The organism is Candidatus Pelagibacter sp. PS_41 (assembly GCF_059417725.1).
In genome coordinates this window covers 166667-184652 of record NZ_CM182062.1, presented here as the reverse complement: position 1 = coordinate 184652, position 17986 = coordinate 166667, and the positions used below count along the sequence as shown (strand labels likewise).

Genomic DNA, 17986 nt, shown 5'->3' with positions numbered 1-17986 from the left:
AACTTTATAGCAAGAATATTGCCATTAAAACTAAAACGCCTATAACAGCGACAGTTCCCCACAACACAAACTTTGTGAAATTATTCCAGGTATTTTTATGGTCTTGGTTGTCCATAAAAACTACTTCTGTCTTGCTTTAAATTTTGGATTTGTTTTATTAATTATGTAAACTCTGCCTCTTCTTCTAACTAATTTAGAGTTAAGGTCTCTTTTTTTTAGTGATTTTAATGAGCTTTTAATTTTCATAATTTTTTTTTAGCCGGCAATGTCCTACTCTTCCGTGTCTTAAGACAAAGTACCATTGGCGCTGAAGGGCTTGACTTCCGAGTTCGGAATGGGATCGGGTATTACCCCTTCGCAATAATCACCGGCGGATGAGTTATACCTAATTAAAAAATATTGTAAACAGTGAAATACTATTATTTTTAAATAGTTTTTACTATATTGCTGATATATTTTTTAAGACTAGTCTTACCAAATATTTTGTATACTTTGTTTGAAAGATTCATACTAGTTAGTGCAGAGGCAAACCTTTCACCTCTACGAGCTGGAAGTAGCTTAAATTGAAAATTAAACATTTTTGCGACTTCAAGTATCGTATAACTCTCTTTGCTGGATATACTGTAGTGTCTGCATTTATTTTTTTTCCAAGCCTGATAGCAGACATCAACAGTATCACTAATATGAGTAAACCTTCTCGATTGTGTTCCTGGCTTAACTACTGTTAGAGGAGTTTTATTTTTATATTGATCTTCAAATATACCAATCACTGTTGCCATGCTTCCTTGTTTTATCTGAAGTGGACCATAAACATTATAAAAATAAATTATTTCAAATTTAAAATTAAACCATTTTTTTAAATTTTCTAGCATTTCTAAATTTCTTGCTTTGGTAAAAGCATAAGGAGATAAATTTTTATCATCTCCTTTATTTCCAATTGTAGCAGATGTTGCAGAATAAATTAGTTTTATATCATTTTTAAAACAAAAATTAAAAACTTCATTTGTTCCTATAACATTAGAATTCATACATTGATCCATCTTTAGAAAGCTTTGATATATTCTTGAGAATTCACCTAAATGAAACAAAGCATCAATTTTATTTTTTTCTTTTTTTAAGATCTTAGAAATATTTTTTGTATGAGAATTTATATATTTGATTTTTTTATTTTTAATATGATTTTTTTTATAACCTGATGAATAATTATCAATACTAATGATATTAAAATTTGTTTTTTTAATTAAAATTTTAATTAGATTTGCACCTACAAAACCAGCACCACCCGTAACTACAATTATTTTTTTCATTTTTTATTATAATCTAAAAATTAATTATACTAGTTTATATTCTTAATAATATTATAATCTAATATTAAATAATAATTATTATTTTTTTCTCTATAATTAAAATTTAATTTTGAAAAAATTTCCTGAAAATGAAAGTTTTTTTTCTCAATGGCAAAATATGGGTTAGTAAATAAATTGTATTGATATTTATCATTTTCATATTGTAATCTTGATATATTTTTAACGATGAAAACACTTAATACAATTATTATTAAAATATTAATTTGTTTCATCAATTTTGTATGAATGTGCAATCTTTTTTCTAAGAAAATACTTATTGGGATAAAAAATGCTAAAGCAAAAAGAGTATACCCTCCATATCTTAATGTTGGATGATTTATAAACCATTCTAAAAATAAGAAAAATAATATTAAAAATAAAGGTGTAAAATTCTTATCATAAGAATTGCTATTGTCGTTTTTTTTTCCTTTAAGTATTAACAAACATATTAATGATACTAAAAAAATCACAAATATAGTGTCACTTATTTTTGTAAAAAAATAAGTTGAAAACCATCTTGGAAGCCAATTGAAATTGGATAAATATATCTCTGGATTATCAACTCTAAAATTGGGTGAAGCGCCTGCTTTTGACCAAAGCGAATACCAGTTTTTCATTTGTTCAACCTGATCTATTGGGATGCTCCAGAGCAAATTATCAAAACATGTAAAACTAGCTGGATAAACTAAACAACCTGTGTTTAAAAAAACATGGAAAATAGATAATGATATTCCTGAAATAAATATATATGTGTATCTATTTTTTAATATTGTAAATGCTATCTTTTTGTGAAAAATAAAATACCTAAATTGACATAACCACAAAAAAAATAAAACAAAATAAATTAGGTAAAAACTTTTTAAAGAAATTACTAATATAAGTAATACAATTATCTTTTCATAATAAATCGTAAAATTAATATTACTAATTTTTTTTTTAAGAATACCAAGGCTTTCTATATAAGTAATTACTAATAAAAATATTAAAATTAATGCCGATCTATCTGTGCCATGCTCTGCTATTCTATAAAAAGCAGTATTTATATAGGCAAAAGATAAAACTGATAAAAATAGAATAAAAGAATATTTTTTAATTTTTAATTGATACCTAATTTTATCGATAAGAATTAAATTAGAAAAACCCATTATAAAAACTGCACCACTATTTATTAAAAAATACTTGATGTGTGGCAAATAAAATAAAGAATTTAAATAAAATATTGAGGATGGAGTTCTAAATCCATGGTTTAATAATCCTAGACCCAATATTTTTTTATATTCAATCAGTGAAATAGTATATGAAAAATGATAATAAAAGAAATCATCATGATTTTTATGCATCAATAAACCAATAAATAATATTGAAAATATAATAAAGGCTATTTTAAATTCTTTAATTTTATTTTTAAAATTTTTTATTAATTGAAATGAAAATGCTAATAATCCGATAATTATAACTATAAGATTGTGATAAAATGAATGTGTAGAGAAAAAATTTGTTATATATGAAATAATAATCAAAAATAGAATTCCATTTAAACCTTTTTCACCTATTGAATACGACCGATTAGAAACTAGAGAGAAAATATTACCATATCCAATTATTGAAAATATGATTGCAAAATAGAATAAAAAGAAAATAAGTAATTTTTCCATTAATATTTAATTTTACTTATATCTGGTTAATCATAATAATTCTAAATTTGGTCTATCATAAAGAAAGCGTCATGAATTAATTTTAGATTGCTCTTTGATATTTTTCTTGTGTGTAGTCCAATTAAAAAACCCAAGTCTTGAACTTTTTGAGAATTCTCAAACTTTTCATTTTTTTTGCATAAATTATACAATTTGGCTGCTGGTTGATTTGCAAAATTACCACTAATTATTGGTCTTGTCTCAATTCCCATTTTATCCAATATGGTCATAAATTTTTTCTTCTTATTCTTAAATCTATTAGATAATAAAATTGGTAATCCCATCCAACTTGGATCAATATCTTTAGGAATTGAAATAAATTGAAATTGATTGTTCCATTTCTTAGATTTTGTAATTTTATTTATTAATAAATTTCTATTTATATTCCTAAATTTTTTAAGTTTATCTAATCTATTAAATTGATTATGGGCTATTGCCGCCTGGATATCAGTTGGCCTTAAATTAAAACCAGAATTAATAAAAATATATCTTGGATCGAGTTGTGGGTTTTGTTTGGCATATTGATTATATGACTTGAGACTTCTTTTATAATGTCTTGTTCCTCCTAGCCAGCCATGTGACCTAAGTGCAAATAAAATATCGTAATCTTCTTTTTTATTGCAAGTAATCATTCCACCTTCCCCAGACGTTATTTGATGAGAATAGTAAAAAGAGTATGAGCCATAATCTCCAAATGTTCCTAAATATTTATTTTTTAACCTTGACCCCAATGATTCACAGTTATCTTCAATTATAATAAGTTTGTATTTATTGGCTATTTTTTTTATTTTAAAAAGATCAGAACTAATTCCCAAAACATTTATAAGCATAATTGCTTTAGTTTTTTTTGTAATTTTTTTTATTAAATCCTCAATGTTTATGTTGAGGGTTTGGATATCTATATCCACAAGTACCGGCTTAAGACCAAATTGCACTAATGGCCATATAGACGTTGACCAACAAAGTGCCGGAATTAACACTTCATCTCCTCTATTTAAGTGGTTTTTTTTAAGTGGATTTCCAGCGGCAAATGTTGCAAGTAGATTTGCAGAAGATCCTGAATTAACCATTAATGCATATTTGGCTCCTAACTTTCTTGCAAAAACCAGTTCAAATTTTCTTGTATAAGATGCCATGGTAATTCTTTTTGAGTTCAGGACTTTTTTACCTATAGAAATATCCTCATTTGAAAATCCGTTTTCTAAGAGATCATATTTATAACGCTTACCAATTAATGAATTGAGGATCTGATTTTTTTTTTCATAAGGATTTCATTTTAATAGGCTAATAATATATAAGTTTCAATTATAATGTAACAAAACATTAAATAACATAAGATAGTATAAAGATATATTTATCATTTTAAATTATGAAATCAGGAAAACAGATGTTTAATATAGCTACCATCATTTTATTTTCTTTTTTTCCTATTTCATTTATTTTGGGAAATCCTTCAATTAATTTGAATATAATACTTATAAATATTTTATTTCTTTATAATTGCTATGAGTTCAAAAGTTGGGCGTGGTTAAAAGATAAATTTTTTAGATTATTATTAATATTTTATTTTTATTTAATTATAAATTCCATAATTTTTCATCACTTAACTAATTATTCAAACTACGATGGCTTAATTAGATCATTTGGTTTTATAAAATTCATTTTTTTAACATATGCTTTCCAACAGTTGGTTGAAGATAAGAAGATTTTAGATAATATCATAAAAAATTGGCTTGTTATAATTAGCATTATTATACTGGATATATTATTTGAAAAAGTCTTTGGCCACAATGTCTTAGGTAACATAAGTCCTGATGCAACTAGAGTTATTAGTTTTTTTAAAGGTGAGCTTGTAGTAGGAGGACTAATTTTATGTTTTGGCTTCCTTATAGCTACATATTTTCTAAATAAAAACTTAGGTTTTAAAGCAAAAATTTTTTTTAATGTGTTTTTATTTTTTGTGCCATTTAGTATTTTTATAACAGGAGAAAGATCTAATTTTATTAAATCTTTTATTATATTTTCCATTATTATAATTTTAATTGATAAAACAAAACTTTTAATAAATAAGAAAACTTTCTTAATTTTTTTAATTTTATCAATATCAACTTCTATTTTTTTTAGTGAAAACATTAGAATTAAACATTTAGAATTATTTAAACGAATATCGGTAACTAAAGATACAAATAATTTTTTAGATAAATTTCAAAATATTAAATATTTTTCACACTTTGATGTGGCTATAAAGATATTTAAAGATTTCCCTTTATCTGGAGTAAGTAGTAAAAATTTTAGAAATTTCTGTCATGAAAAAAAATATTTTAATAAAAATATCAAATTCTCTAATTCTAGATGTAGTACACATCCACATCAAGTACATTTTGAATTATTATCTGAACATGGTTTGGTTGGCTATTTATTTTTGCTCTACTTATTTTTTATTTTTTTTAAAAGAAATTTAATTGAAGCAAATTTATCAAACAATATTTTTCATTACACGTCTTTAATATATTTAATTGTTTTCTTTACGCCATTATTGCCTGGTGGTGCGATGTTTTCAACATTTAATGGTGCACTATTCTGGATAATTTTTTCTGTTGCTAATTTAAATTTTAATAAAAAATTACACTAGATAGTTCTATTCTTATTTTTCAAATAATAATAAATAAAATTATAGAATATTATTGATGATATAATTAATAATATTAATATCTTTGTATCACTAAAATTTTTAACACCAATCATTAATATAGGTAAATTAAAAAAAATCACAATGAAACCTGTCAATGTGTTTATAATTTTCTTTGAATAGGAAAGTTTGTTTTTAACAAAAATGTAAAGAAGCTGATGTAAGTGTAATGTATCAGCATTGGTAGCTGAATTTTTATTAAATTTTTTTCTAATAATAGAAAATAAGTTTTCATAAGCTGGATACCACAACATACATGCAATAAAATAAGGTGAAACCACTCGGTTATTATCATATGCAAAATGAATCATTATGTAGCCAATAACAAATGAAATCAGATACGCTCCACTGTCACCTAAAAATAGCAGTCCAAAAAAATTGAATACGAGAATTACTAGTAATGTAGCTAATATTATCTTCACTAAGTAAAAATCTAATTCTAAATTAAAATTGTTAGATAGATGAAGTATAATATATGTAACCGTTAAAAAATAACCAACTACTAATATATTAAGACCATCCATAAAATTTGATCCATTTATTAGTATCACTAGACAAAATAGTGTAAAAAAATACCCAACATAACTATTTTGAAGATAGTAATCAAAAAACTCTAATCTAATTGAATAAATATATATTGGTATAAGATATAAATACAAACAAATAACAAAAGTTTGTATCAAAATTCTTTTAATTGGCGAAGATATAAAATTTATATCTGAAAGTATTCCTGTTAAAAAAATAGACAGCAATATTATTTTAAATTGATAAAATTCATTTTTATAAAATACTAATAAAGATAATAAGAAAATTAGTCCTCCAGACAACGGCACTTCATTATTATTCGCTAGAGATTTATGACTAGAGTATTTTTTATCTAATAATAAATTTTTTTTTTTAAGAAAAAAATTTATTGTTAAAGTTGAAAATAATGTAAAAAAGATTACATACAGTTCTAACATTACTTATTCTAATTCTTTTTTTGCCTCTAGCAAATCGCTATCAATCATATCTTCAACTAAAGCCTTGAAAGAATATTTTGGTTTAAATTTTAGATCTTTAAGTGCTTTTGAAGCATCTCCTTTTAAATACTCTACTTCATTTGGTCTAAAGTATTTTTTATCAATTTTTATCAAGATTTCTTTTTTATTTTTATTAAAGGTATACCCAATTTCATTAAGTCCCTTGCCACTCCAAAGAATCTTCATTCCTAAATAATCGGCAGCTATATTTACAAATTGTTTAACAGAATAGGCATGACCAGTTGCAATAACATAGTCTTTAGGTTTTTTTTGTTGCATTATTCTCCATTGCATTTCTGTATAATCTTTTGCATGGCCCCAATCTCTTCTAGCGTTTAAATTTCCTAAATATAGAGTTTCTTTAGACCCATGTTTTTTTCTTGTTAAAAATCTTGTTATTTTTCTTGTTACAAATGTCTCTCCCCTGCGTGGACTTTCATGATTAAATAAAATTCCATTACATGCAAAGATCCCATAAGATTCTCTATAGACTGATGTTATCCAATATGCATATAATTTTGCAACACCGTATGGTGATTTAGGATGAAATTTTGATTTTTCATTGAAAATAGATTTTCCATATGTTTCGCCATAAAGTTCTGAAGTGCTTGCTTGATAAAATTTTACATTTTTCATTTTTAAAAATCTTATTGCCTCTAATATTCTAAGAGTTCCTATTCCTGATACTTCAGATGTAAATTCTGGGTTTTCGAACGAAACCCCAACATGGCTTTGTGCTCCTAAATTATATACTTCATTAGGTTTTACTTTATGTATGATATTATAGATACTGTTACTATCTGTCAGATCTCCATAATGTAAAAAAAAGTTTGTCTTATTATGCCGATCAACATAAATGTGGTCAATTCTTTTGGTGTTAAATGTAGATGATTTACGAATTATACCGTGAACAATATAATTTTTGCTTAATAATAGTTCTGCTAAATAAGATCCATCCTGACCGGTAATACCAGTGATTAATGCAACTTTTTTTTTCATTTTTTTGTTATAATGAACTTAAATATAGAAATTAGTATTAAAAAACCATCTTTAAATTCATTTACTTTTTTTTTACCACTTATTCGTGATCTTTCATATGATGGTAGAGCTATAGATCTAAATTTGTGGAATTTGGCTTTTACTGGTAATTCAATACAAAATGTAAAATCTTTATTTTTTAGCTTTAAGTGATTAAACGCCTCTGTTTTGCCCATTACATATGTAAAAAGTACGTCAGATATATTTAAATTAAATAATATTTTGCATAAAGTTGTAAAAAATTTATTACCTATATAAGTTAATAATGTATCATCATCACTTCCACCATTATCTTCATATCTAGTATTAAATACAAAATCATTTTGATTTTCCAAAAGACTTATCATCTCATTCAAATATTTAGGATCAAATGATCCATCAGCATTGAATATACAAAGATATTTAGTTTTTACTGTTTCTATTCCCTCAATAAGTGCGCTTCCAAAACCTTCACTTTTTTGTTCCACTATATTACAGTCAAAATTTTTAATAGCCTCTTGTGTTTCTTTGTCATATTTAGGTATTATAATGGTCTTTTTAACATTATACTTTTCAAGTTCTTTTAAAACTACTGGCAAAGTACTAACTTCAAACTTAGCGGGTATGACAAGTGTTAAATCATTCATTTTAATTATTGTTTAATAAAATTTTAATTTTTTTAATTATAGCATAAAGAGCTAACCTTAAAGTAAATAATATAGAAAAAATAAAACTATAATTAAGGTGCAATCTATACAATCTATAAGCATCCAACAGCTTTTGTATTGATGATGATGATAATGAGTTATTATTTTCTCTCCATGATGAAAGATACTGATTTAAGCCATAAATAAATTTTATCTTCTTGGCAATTTTTAACCATAAAAGATAGTCTTCTTTAGTCTTTAATTCACTAAATTTATTTTTATTAAAAAATTTTTTATTTAAAATAATTGTAGATAAACCAATATCACAGCTTTTTAGAAGATCTTTATAATTAAGTTTTTTTAAAGATTTAAATTTTCCGATAATCTTAGACCTTTCATTTATGATAAAATAATTTGTATATGAAATTTCTAAATTATTTTTGAACATAAATTTTAATTGTGAATATAATTTATTTTTTTTCCAAACGTCATCTGCATCACAAAATGCTATATAGGTTCCTCTTGCTTGCAATATACCTCTATTTCTAGAAAAACCCACACCATAGTTTTTATTATTTATTATTAGTTTTTTATTTTTTATTTTATTTAAATTACTTATAACAAACTCTAATTCATCTAAAGAAGTGTCGTCATAAATGACAATAACTTCATAATTTTTATATGTTTGATTTAGTATTGATTTTATTGTTTCTTGAAAATATTTTTTTTTTCTATAATAAGGTATGATTATACTAATTCGACTTCTTATAGACATAAAATATGATTCATAATAATAAATTTGTTGCGTATACTCTTAGCATAGTTGCAATAAGTTCAGCTATTATAAGTTTTTATTTAAATATTAATTTATCAGTAATACCTTCTAATACTGGAATAAATGAATACTTAAGTGAATTCAATATATTTACAAAAAATGGCGGTGCTGTAAGTGACTTAAAAACTCACTGGCAGTATATTCAATTATTAAAAAAAGATATAAATAATCTTTTTTTGTATGAACTAGGTGTTGATTTTAAACTTTTAAATTATCCACTTCATCATTTAATTGTCTCACAAATACCAATTATTAGCTCTAATTTAAAAATTTACTTATCGGTATTTTTTATAATATCTTTATTTTTGCCTCTTTTATTTTACAAATGTTTAATTATAAAATACGAAAACATTAATAAGGAAAAATTATTAACACTAGCATCAATAATTTATATTCTACCGGGTTTTCAGTATTCTGCAATATGGGGAAATCCCCATATAACTGCCTTATTTTTTTTGCTTTTTAGTATTTATTTTATTCTTAAGCTTAAAAAATTAAATTTTAAAAATAATAGTTATATTTACTGTAGTTTGTTTTTTTTAGCTTTAGCAGCTTATGTAAAACAATTTTATGTTTTTTTATTTCCTTTTTTTTTACTTATAATCTTAAAAAAAAAAACAATACCTCCAATTAAGATAATAATTTTTTTATTAACAATTGGTCTTCCTGGATTATTTTTTTTTATTAAAAATCCGAAATTATTATTTGGGTTGAATACTTTAAATATAACAAACTTTCCATCTTCGATATTTATATGTTCAACAATAATTTTTTTTTATTTAATACCATTTATTTTTCAATATTTTTACAATAACCCCATAAATTATAGATTGTTATTTTTAGAAATATTTAAAAAAAAAAGTACTATTTTAATTATTACTTTGGTATTTTTTATACTATATAATTATTTTTATTATGAGGGTAATATTGGTGGTGGTATCATTTATAAGATTTCTAATATTATTTTAGATAATAATTATATTTTTTTCGTGTCTGCTTATTTTGGGATTTACTCGATCTTTTATTATAGTGGAAATAATATTGATAATTATTTTTTATCATTACTTTTACTTATATCATTTTCTACAGGCTTTTTTATTTTTCAAAAATATTTTGAGCCAATGTTCTTTATCTTACTTTTGTCTTTTTATGATAAAAAGAGAATTGTGAAATCTATAATTCCAAGTATTAACTGGATAATATTTTATTTTACAACTTACTATTTAGCTTTGAATATTATTTATTGATATTTATTAATTTTATATCCAAACATAGATACAAGTCTCCCACTACCTTTCACAAAATAAAATAGGGACCTTATAAGATTATATTCCCTAAAGATAAGAAATAAATTTATTAAGCTTAAAAAAAATAAAAGAATTATCTTAGATATATTCATCAAATAACCGATTTTTTTTCCATAAATGTTTTTATCAATAATTAAGCCCGAATAACCATACCTAAAATTTCTTTTTAAGAACCAGATATAATTTTCTCTATCAACTTGGAGATATTCTTCTATTGAAGCCTTAGAATTCCACATGATAGAAAACCCTTTTTTTTTTAATTTTCTAAAAAAAAGTTGATCACTACCACCTATATTTTTTAAATATTGATTAAATAGTAAATTAGTCTTATCTAAAATTTTCTTCTTAAAAAAACAGTTATTTGTGGCTACCCATCTAATATTTTGTTTATTTGTGTTGGGGGGCTCTAATATATTATATAATTTCTTATATTTAAGATTTGTAACTTTATGATATTGAGGACCGCCGACAATATCACATTTGTATTTAGTGATAAAATTAGTCATTAAAAATACCCAATTTCTATTAATTTTACAATCATCGTCTAAAAATCCTACATAATCCAAATTTTTATTTTTAATTTTTAATAAGAATATATTTCTTGTGTTTGGAATATCTTTTTTAACTGAATTTAAAATAAATATATTAATTTTTTTATTTGTTATTATCTTTTTTATTAAATCGATCAATTTAGTAGGATTATTGTTTACTACTAAATAAAATGATAAGTTACATTCTTTAGGAATTTTAATTATATTAAGATTATTTATTATCTTGTGGTGATAAATCTCATTTTTTTTACTAAAACAAATACAAATAGCAATTTTCATAATAATATTTTTCTAAAATTTTTGATTAATCTTGCAAAAAAAATTAAATAAACTAAAAAAAAATTTTGTTTATTATCTAATCTAATCTGAGAACATTCTTTTAAAAAATCAATATATCTTATTCTTGAAGATAAGCCCCCTCTTCTAAATTTTCCAAAAACTTCACTTTTTCTTGTTGCCATTCCGTTCATCTTTTTTTTCACTATAAGGCGATAAAACAAATCATAATCAGCTGAATATTTATATTTAATATTATAAAAGCCTACTTTTTTGTGAGCTTCTTTTTTAATAAAAAAACCAATTGAATGTGTTGAATAAAATCCAAATGTCCATTTAATTTTTTTTGGATAATAGCCATGTAAAAGTTTATGCTTGTGTACACTTCCAAATAAAAAATCTAATTTTTTATATTTATTAAAATATTTATTCACAATTTCTAAAGTTTTTTTATAGTAAATATCATCTGAATTTAATATTCCTATAATATCCCCATTACTTTTTTTTATACCTTTATTCATTGCATCGTATAAGCCCTTATCTTTTTCACTTATAAAATATTTAATTTTTTTTTTATGTTTATTAATTATATCAATTGTTTTATCTGTAGATTTTCCATCTATTATTATATGTTCATAGTTTTTGTATTTTTGTTTATGAACACTCAAAATATTTTTTTCTAAATATTTTTCAGAATTTTTTGTAACTGTGATAATGCTTATTTTCTTTTTCATTTATTTAATTAAATATATTTTTTAATTATTCTTAAATATTTAATACAATTTGTTTTTGTATTAAATCTATATAAATATTTTTGTGAAAGATTAGATTTTCTAATTAAATATTTTTGATTTAAATAAAAATTTTTAATCTTATAAAAAAGTTTTTTATGGTCTGAAACTGGATACAATTCACCCAACTTTCCATTTAATAAAATTTCTTTGGGGCCCGTTGGGCAATTTGTAGAAATTATTGGTAAATTATATTTTTGTGCTTCAATTAATACATTTGGTAAACCTTCATATTTCGATGATAATACAAAAAGGTTTGCTTTATTCATAAATTTATGAGCATTTTTTTTGTATCCCAATAATTTAATTTCTTTTTGAAGTTGGTGTGTTTTAATATATTCTTTTAAATTATCATAATTATAACCACCACCAATTATACTTGCTTTAAACCTAATATTATTTTCCTTTAATAATTTTAATGACCTCAATAATGTCATTTGATCTTTTTGATGTGTTAATCTACCTATGTTTAAAATTTTTAAATACTTATTAATTTTTTTTCTTTTTTTTTAAATTTTTTATTTGTAATAATTGGGTTGTAAATATAACTAGATTTTACATTTAATTTTTTTTTTAAATTTTTTTTAAAATCTTTACTATTTACTATGATCTCATTTGCTAATTTATAAATTGTTTGAAAAATTATTTTTTGAAAATAATTGCTAATATATTTATTTGGAGAAGTATTTAATCTTATAATGAGATCTACACTGAAAATTTTTGATATTATTAATGCAAATAAGTTTTGCTGAAAAGAAAAAAGTACAAATTTTTTACGTTTAAACAAATTTAATATCAAAAAAAAACAACAAATAGATTTTATTGCTCTTGATTGATTATTAAAAAATCTAGATTTTGGACATACTATCTTAATTTTTTTATTAAATTTTTTTTTATAATTATTATTTGCTGTAACAAGATAAGTATTATTTATATGTTTTGAAAAATAATTAGACAAGATAAATAAATTTTTTTCTACACCCGCATTTTCAATAGATGGTATAAAAATTATTAAGTTTTTCATTTATAAATTTTTTTTTACGAATGCATTTCTAAATATTTTCATAATTGACCTTCCTAAGAAAATATATATTAGCTCAAATATATTCTGACCATTATTAAACCTAATTTTTATTTCATTAATTATTTTTATTAAAAAATTACTTTTTGATGAAATACCACTATCACCTAAATCTCCAAAAATTTCATGAGCTTTTGTATGTACTCCTCTCATCCTATTCTTTACAATTACCCTATATAAGAAATCATAATCTGAAGAATATTTGTATTTTATGTTTAATAAACCCACTTTTTTCAATGATTCTAATTTTATATAAAAACCAACTATTGATGAAGGAATAATGTTAAATTGTTTCTTAATGTCATTAGGTCTAAATCCAGCATAAATTTTGTTATCTTTTTTTACAGCTCCGCAAATGAAGTCATGTGATGGAAATTTATTAATATATCTAATTAAAATTTTAATTGCATTTGGGTAAAGTATATTGGAGGAATCTACAATGCCGACATAATCTCCATTTGCTAACTTAAAACCTTTATTCCAAGCATCCCACATTCCTTTATCTTTTTCACTTATCCAAATATCAATATCTTTATTATAAGATTTTAGTATTTTTAATGTATCCTCTCCTGAGTTACCATCGATAACAATTAACTCCAAATTTTCATAATTTTGTTTCAATATTGACCTTATTGCTTTCTCAATGCTCAAACCTTTAAAGTTTGGCATAACTATCGAAATTAATGGTTTTTTTTTAATACTATTTTTAAATAAATTTTTAAATCTAAGGCCACCAAAAGCAACTGGTCGATTTTTTTTTAATTTAAGTTTACTTGTAATAAATTTTTCTTCTGGAATAATTTTTTGTATGAACTTTTTTGAATATATTCTTGTTTTACCAAGTTTATTTTTAATTTTTATCAATTTATATTTATTTAGAGTTTTCCACGTACCACTTGATTGTATTTTTTAAACCGTCTTTAAGAGATATTTTTGGTTTCCATCCAAATTTTTTTAGTATTGTGTTGTCAAGTATCTTTCTCTTTGTACCATCGGGATATCTTTTATTAAACTTTAATTTAAATTTTCCTGATGTTAACTTTGAAATAAGTTCTGCGAATTTCTTGATAGTGAGCTCTTGACCAGATCCCACATTAATTACACAATTTTTTTTTAAAAGTTCTTTTAAATTTCTATCTTTTCTAACTTTTTTATCTAAAATAAAAAATATAGCTAATGCTAAGTCATCTACATGCATTATTTCTCTTTTTGGCTTTCCGGATCCCCACACTTCTACTAAATTATTTTTTTTATTCTTTGCATTTATAAACTTTTTAATTAAAGCAGGAATAAAATGGCTATTTTTTGAATCAAAATTATCATTAGGTCCATATAAATTGCATGGCATTAGTGTAAAATAATCTGTGTTATATTGTTCATTATAAAATTGGCATGCTTTTAATCCAACTATTTTAGCTAAAGCATATGCTTCATTAGTTTTTTCTAAATCACTAGATAGTAAATATTTTTCTTTTATTGGTTGTTTAGAATTACCCGGATAGATACACGAGCTTCCTAAATTTATAAAATGTTTAACCTTATTCTTATAAGCAGATTTTATTAAATTTGTTTGTATATAAATATTTTCATATAAAAATTCTGTTGGATAAGTTGAGTTGGCTAAAATTCCACCAACTTTACCTGCGCAGTTAATAATTATGTCAGGTTTGTTTTTTTTAATGAATTTTTCTACATCCTTCTCTACTTGCAAATCAAGATCTTTTCTAGAAGCAGTAATAATTTTTTCAACATTATTACTAATTAAATAATTTTTTAAGGCAGTTCCAACCATGCCATTATGACCTGCTATAAAAATTTTTAATTTTTTAAGTTGATTTTTCATATTTGGTAATAAAGTAATCTTAATGCATATTTATAATAAAATATTTTTAAATTTCTAATTAAATTATCAATAATTTCTGGTAGGTATGGTTAAATTTAGAATGTTTGGTATAAGTCTAGGTAATGAAAAACTGCTTAAACATCAAATGTAGAGGAAATGTTACACTATTATACGACTATGGATCAAATTATAACTTTAATGACATTAACTTTGATTGCACTACTAATTCCTATTCAAAACCAAAAATATTTAAGTGTGATAAATGTGATCTAAAATTTTCCGAATTAGCAGCTGTTTTACCTAACAAAAAGATTGAAGATAAATATAACAATGTTGTAGATGATATCTATATAAATGAAATTCCTCAGAGAGAGAAATATTTCTCAAGCCTATATAAAAAAATTTCTTATAATTTTAACAAAAATCAATCAGTTCTCGAAGTAGGTTCATACTATGGTGTTTTTGGTAATATTATTAAACCAAACGTAAAAAATTATTCTGGTCTAGAGCTTTCAAAGCATGGAACTGAGTATTCCAAAAAAAATTATAATTTAGAAATATTTAATGAAACTATCGAAGAACATTCAGAGAGACAACTCAAATATGATATAATAATAATGGCAGATGTAATTGAGCATTTTTCAAATCCTTTTAAAATGCTAGAAACAATTGAAAAAATTTTAAAACCAGATGGGTTATTAATTTTTACCACATACAATATGGACTCATTATATGCCAGGATTACAGGAAAAAACTATCATTGGATACTACCCATGCACTTGTTTTATTTTTCAAATAGAACATTAAAAAAAATTTGTTTAGAAAACAATTTAAAAATAATTAAAATTAAAAATGATTCAAGAATAGTAAGCTTTTATTATCTTCTTAATAAGTTACAATTAATTTTTCCAAAATTAAAATTTTTATTTAAATTCATTAATAAAATAAAATTTCTACAAAAAATCAATATTAATGTAAATTTATTTGATTTAAATATTTATTTTGCAAAAAAGAACAAGCGAATAAATGATTCAAAATAAAAAAAATTTAAATTATATTTTAGTGTGTACTATTTTTGTGTTCATTTTTAAATGGTTATTCTCATACTATTTTTTTAAAGATGATATATCAATAAAAATAATTTTTGACTTTCCTAATGATGGTTATTTTTATTATATATATCCAGAAGCGTTATCTAATTTAAATTTTAATAAATCTTTTGATAATAATGTTGCTAATCTTAAAAACATTCCAACCCCATTTTATGCTGCTGTGCTTCCCGCTATTATGTTTAATATTTTTGGGGGTTATTCATTTTTATTTCTTGAATTTATTTGTATATTTTTATTTATATTAATTTTTTTTAAAATTTTTAAAAAATTACAATTTTCAAATTCTTCAAGTATTTTGATTGCCATTTTTATATTCTGTATCCCCACGATAATAAATTTTTTGCAGATTGATTCTCTACCCTACATGATTGCTCTGGATGAGATATATGGCCTAAGGTTTCCTCGACCATTAGTTTCTAATATCTTTTTCTATTTATTTATTCTTTATTTTTTAATTATTGATGAAGAAAAAATATTTACCAAAAAAAACATGATTTATTTAGCTTTAATTTTATCCTTTTCATTATCCTCATTTTATTATTTCTTTATGATAGAAATTTTAGCTTTTACTATTTTCGTATTTTATAAGTTGAAATTATCAGAAATTATTAGTCTTAAAAATTTAAATTTATATTTTTTATTTATATTTTTTTTTGGCATCTTAATGATGCCTTTTGTTTACTTTGTTTTTTCTGCTGAGCCAGATTATATGGAGAGGCTGTTTGTAACTAATTTTACATTTGAAAAAAAGATAATTTTATTAAAATATCTTATCTCAAAATTGTTTAGTCTAAATGTTATCTTATTAATAACAATAATATCTCTATTAAATATCTATTCTAGTAAATTTAAAATGATTAATTACCAAAAAATTAAAATTCTATATATCTTATTTTTATCTTCTTTATTAGCTCCTTTTGTTTTTATTTTAATTTCTAATAAAAACGGAATTAATTATCATTTTATAAATTCAATAGTAATCTGCACTTTTTTATATTTGTTAATTTTTTGTTTTTCATTTTTAAAAGAAAAAATCGTATTAAAATCAAACTTTAATTTAATAAATTATTTAGGTATTTTTTTAATTATATTTTTTTATAATTTTCATTTATTTAATACATTTAATAAAAAAAATTCAGATAACGATTACGTTTCATACAGAACAGGATTTAAAAACATAACAGATTTAATTAAAACTAATAAAAATGTTAGTTTACTTACATTTGACTCAAGATTAATGGTCTGGGCAATTTTAAATGATGTAAATGAAATAAAACCTTTAAGTGGTCAACTTGTGTCAAAAACTCACTTAATGATTGAAAATGATCTAATCGACAGCTTCAAATTTTTAAAATTAGATTATCCAAATTTTTCAAAGTTTTTTGAAAATCAACTTTCTACATGGCGTATAACAAATCATAATACTAAATTATTTTTTTGGGGAAGATACTCTGCGAGTAAACTTCAAACCTATAAAAATTCAAAAGATTTTAGTAAAGAGGAGACAAAGATTATAAATAATACGAGTCCTCTAAATGTACAATCTATAGCAATTCCTAAAAATGAAATAGAAAGACTAAAAAGAAAATTTGAAAAAAGAAAAATTAACGAAGAATTTCAACCAAATGTTATTTTCCTTCACAGAAATAAGTTTTCAGACAATTTTTTTATTGAAGATATTTTGGAGTGTAAAAAAATTTCAAATAAAAAAATAATTGCTTACTCAAAATTGAATAATAATTCCAAATGTTAAAAATGGTTTTATTTATCTATTA

The 17986-nt window shown here is 22.8% G+C and carries 19 protein-coding genes and 1 rRNA gene; 4 read left to right on the top strand and 16 right to left on the bottom strand.

Annotated elements, in window-relative coordinates:
* Positions 1 to 4: 4 nt before the first annotated feature.
* The 6 genes from AC5SL8_RS00975 to AC5SL8_RS00950 form a co-directional block, all read right to left on the bottom strand.
* Positions 5 to 115, bottom strand: coding sequence for an aa3-type cytochrome c oxidase subunit IV (locus AC5SL8_RS00975; protein ID WP_018413861.1), 111 nt, complete (start codon positions 113 to 115; stop codon positions 5 to 7).
* A gap of 5 nt (positions 116 to 120) precedes the next feature.
* Positions 121 to 246 carry a type B 50S ribosomal protein L36 gene (gene ykgO / locus AC5SL8_RS00970; protein ID WP_006997331.1) on the bottom strand — a complete coding sequence of 42 codons (126 nt, stop codon included), beginning with the start codon at positions 244 to 246 and terminating at the stop codon, positions 121 to 123.
* Positions 247 to 257: 11 nt separating this feature from the next.
* Positions 258 to 372 (bottom strand): 5S ribosomal RNA (gene rrf, locus AC5SL8_RS00965).
* 53 nt (positions 373 to 425) lie between these two features.
* Positions 426 to 1307 carry an NAD-dependent epimerase/dehydratase family protein gene (locus tag AC5SL8_RS00960; protein ID WP_494580142.1) on the bottom strand — a complete coding sequence of 294 codons (882 nt, stop codon included), beginning with the start codon at positions 1305 to 1307 and terminating at the stop codon, positions 426 to 428.
* A gap of 29 nt (positions 1308 to 1336) precedes the next feature.
* Positions 1337 to 3001 (bottom strand): DUF8201 family protein, encoded by a 1665-nt coding sequence (locus AC5SL8_RS00955; protein ID WP_494580141.1) that lies wholly within the window; start codon positions 2999 to 3001, stop codon positions 1337 to 1339.
* A gap of 41 nt (positions 3002 to 3042) precedes the next feature.
* Positions 3043 to 4212, bottom strand: a complete 1170-nt coding sequence (locus AC5SL8_RS00950; protein ID WP_494580787.1) for a DegT/DnrJ/EryC1/StrS family aminotransferase — start codon at positions 4210 to 4212, stop codon at positions 3043 to 3045.
* A gap of 197 nt (positions 4213 to 4409) precedes the next feature.
* Here AC5SL8_RS00950 and AC5SL8_RS00945 point away from each other — a divergent pair, with 197 nt between their 5' ends.
* The gene (locus AC5SL8_RS00945; protein ID WP_494580140.1) at positions 4410 to 5672 is read left to right on the top strand and encodes an O-antigen ligase family protein; all 1263 of its coding nucleotides are present in this window, start codon (positions 4410 to 4412) and stop codon (positions 5670 to 5672) included.
* Here the strand turns inward: AC5SL8_RS00945 and AC5SL8_RS00940 are convergent.
* From AC5SL8_RS00940 to AC5SL8_RS00925, 4 genes are read right to left on the bottom strand one after another with little or no spacing between them, the layout of a single operon-like run.
* On the bottom strand, positions 5669 to 6691 hold the full coding sequence (locus tag AC5SL8_RS00940) for an MraY family glycosyltransferase (RefSeq protein ID WP_494580139.1): 1023 nt from the start codon (positions 6689 to 6691) through the stop codon (positions 5669 to 5671). The two genes, AC5SL8_RS00945 and AC5SL8_RS00940, sit on opposite strands and share 4 nt — an antisense overlap.
* Before the next feature lie 3 nt (positions 6692 to 6694).
* Entirely contained in the window at positions 6695 to 7750 is a 1056-nt protein-coding gene (gene gmd / locus AC5SL8_RS00935; RefSeq protein WP_494580138.1) for a GDP-mannose 4,6-dehydratase, read from the bottom strand.
* Positions 7747 to 8415: a glycosyltransferase gene (locus AC5SL8_RS00930; protein ID WP_494580137.1), complete on the bottom strand. Its 669-nt coding sequence runs from the start codon at positions 8413 to 8415 to the stop codon at positions 7747 to 7749. The genes gmd and AC5SL8_RS00930 overlap by 4 nt, the downstream gene beginning before the upstream one ends.
* 1 nt (position 8416) lies before the next feature.
* Positions 8417 to 9190, bottom strand: coding sequence for a glycosyltransferase family 2 protein (locus tag AC5SL8_RS00925; protein WP_494580136.1), 774 nt, complete (start codon positions 9188 to 9190; stop codon positions 8417 to 8419).
* A gap of 5 nt (positions 9191 to 9195) precedes the next feature.
* Between AC5SL8_RS00925 and AC5SL8_RS00920 the strand changes: the two genes are divergently transcribed.
* Positions 9196 to 10497 carry a hypothetical protein gene (locus tag AC5SL8_RS00920; RefSeq protein WP_494580135.1) on the top strand — a complete coding sequence of 434 codons (1302 nt, stop codon included), beginning with the start codon at positions 9196 to 9198 and terminating at the stop codon, positions 10495 to 10497.
* Here the strand turns inward: AC5SL8_RS00920 and AC5SL8_RS00915 are convergent.
* Genes AC5SL8_RS00915 through AC5SL8_RS00890 form a run of 6 tightly spaced genes read right to left on the bottom strand, consistent with a single transcriptional unit; the run spans position 10491 to position 15099 of the window.
* Positions 10491 to 11387, bottom strand: coding sequence for a glycosyltransferase (locus AC5SL8_RS00915; protein ID WP_494580134.1), 897 nt, complete (start codon positions 11385 to 11387; stop codon positions 10491 to 10493). The genes AC5SL8_RS00920 and AC5SL8_RS00915 overlap by 7 nt on opposite strands.
* A complete protein-coding gene (locus AC5SL8_RS00910; protein ID WP_494580133.1) occupies positions 11384 to 12118 on the bottom strand; it encodes a glycosyltransferase family 2 protein in 735 nt (244 codons plus the stop codon). The genes AC5SL8_RS00915 and AC5SL8_RS00910 overlap by 4 nt, the downstream gene beginning before the upstream one ends.
* Before the next feature lie 8 nt (positions 12119 to 12126).
* Positions 12127 to 12642 (bottom strand): glycosyltransferase, encoded by a 516-nt coding sequence (locus AC5SL8_RS00905; protein ID WP_494580786.1) that lies wholly within the window; start codon positions 12640 to 12642, stop codon positions 12127 to 12129.
* An 11-nt stretch (positions 12643 to 12653) separates the two neighbouring features.
* Positions 12654 to 13199, bottom strand: a complete 546-nt coding sequence (locus tag AC5SL8_RS00900) for a glycosyltransferase family protein (protein ID WP_494580132.1) — start codon at positions 13197 to 13199, stop codon at positions 12654 to 12656.
* Positions 13200 to 14120 carry a glycosyltransferase gene (locus AC5SL8_RS00895; RefSeq protein WP_494580131.1) on the bottom strand — a complete coding sequence of 307 codons (921 nt, stop codon included), beginning with the start codon at positions 14118 to 14120 and terminating at the stop codon, positions 13200 to 13202.
* A 7-nt stretch (positions 14121 to 14127) separates the two neighbouring features.
* Positions 14128 to 15099 carry a GDP-L-fucose synthase family protein gene (locus tag AC5SL8_RS00890; RefSeq protein ID WP_494580130.1) on the bottom strand — a complete coding sequence of 324 codons (972 nt, stop codon included), beginning with the start codon at positions 15097 to 15099 and terminating at the stop codon, positions 14128 to 14130.
* A 122-nt stretch (positions 15100 to 15221) separates the two neighbouring features.
* Here AC5SL8_RS00890 and AC5SL8_RS00885 point away from each other — a divergent pair, with 122 nt between their 5' ends.
* Positions 15222 to 16139 (top strand): class I SAM-dependent methyltransferase, encoded by a 918-nt coding sequence (locus AC5SL8_RS00885; protein WP_494580129.1) that lies wholly within the window; start codon positions 15222 to 15224, stop codon positions 16137 to 16139.
* The gene (locus AC5SL8_RS00880; RefSeq protein WP_494580128.1) at positions 16126 to 17964 is read left to right on the top strand and encodes a hypothetical protein; all 1839 of its coding nucleotides are present in this window, start codon (positions 16126 to 16128) and stop codon (positions 17962 to 17964) included. Before AC5SL8_RS00885 ends, AC5SL8_RS00880 begins: the two co-directional genes overlap by 14 nt.
* Positions 17965 to 17986 lie beyond the last annotated feature (22 nt).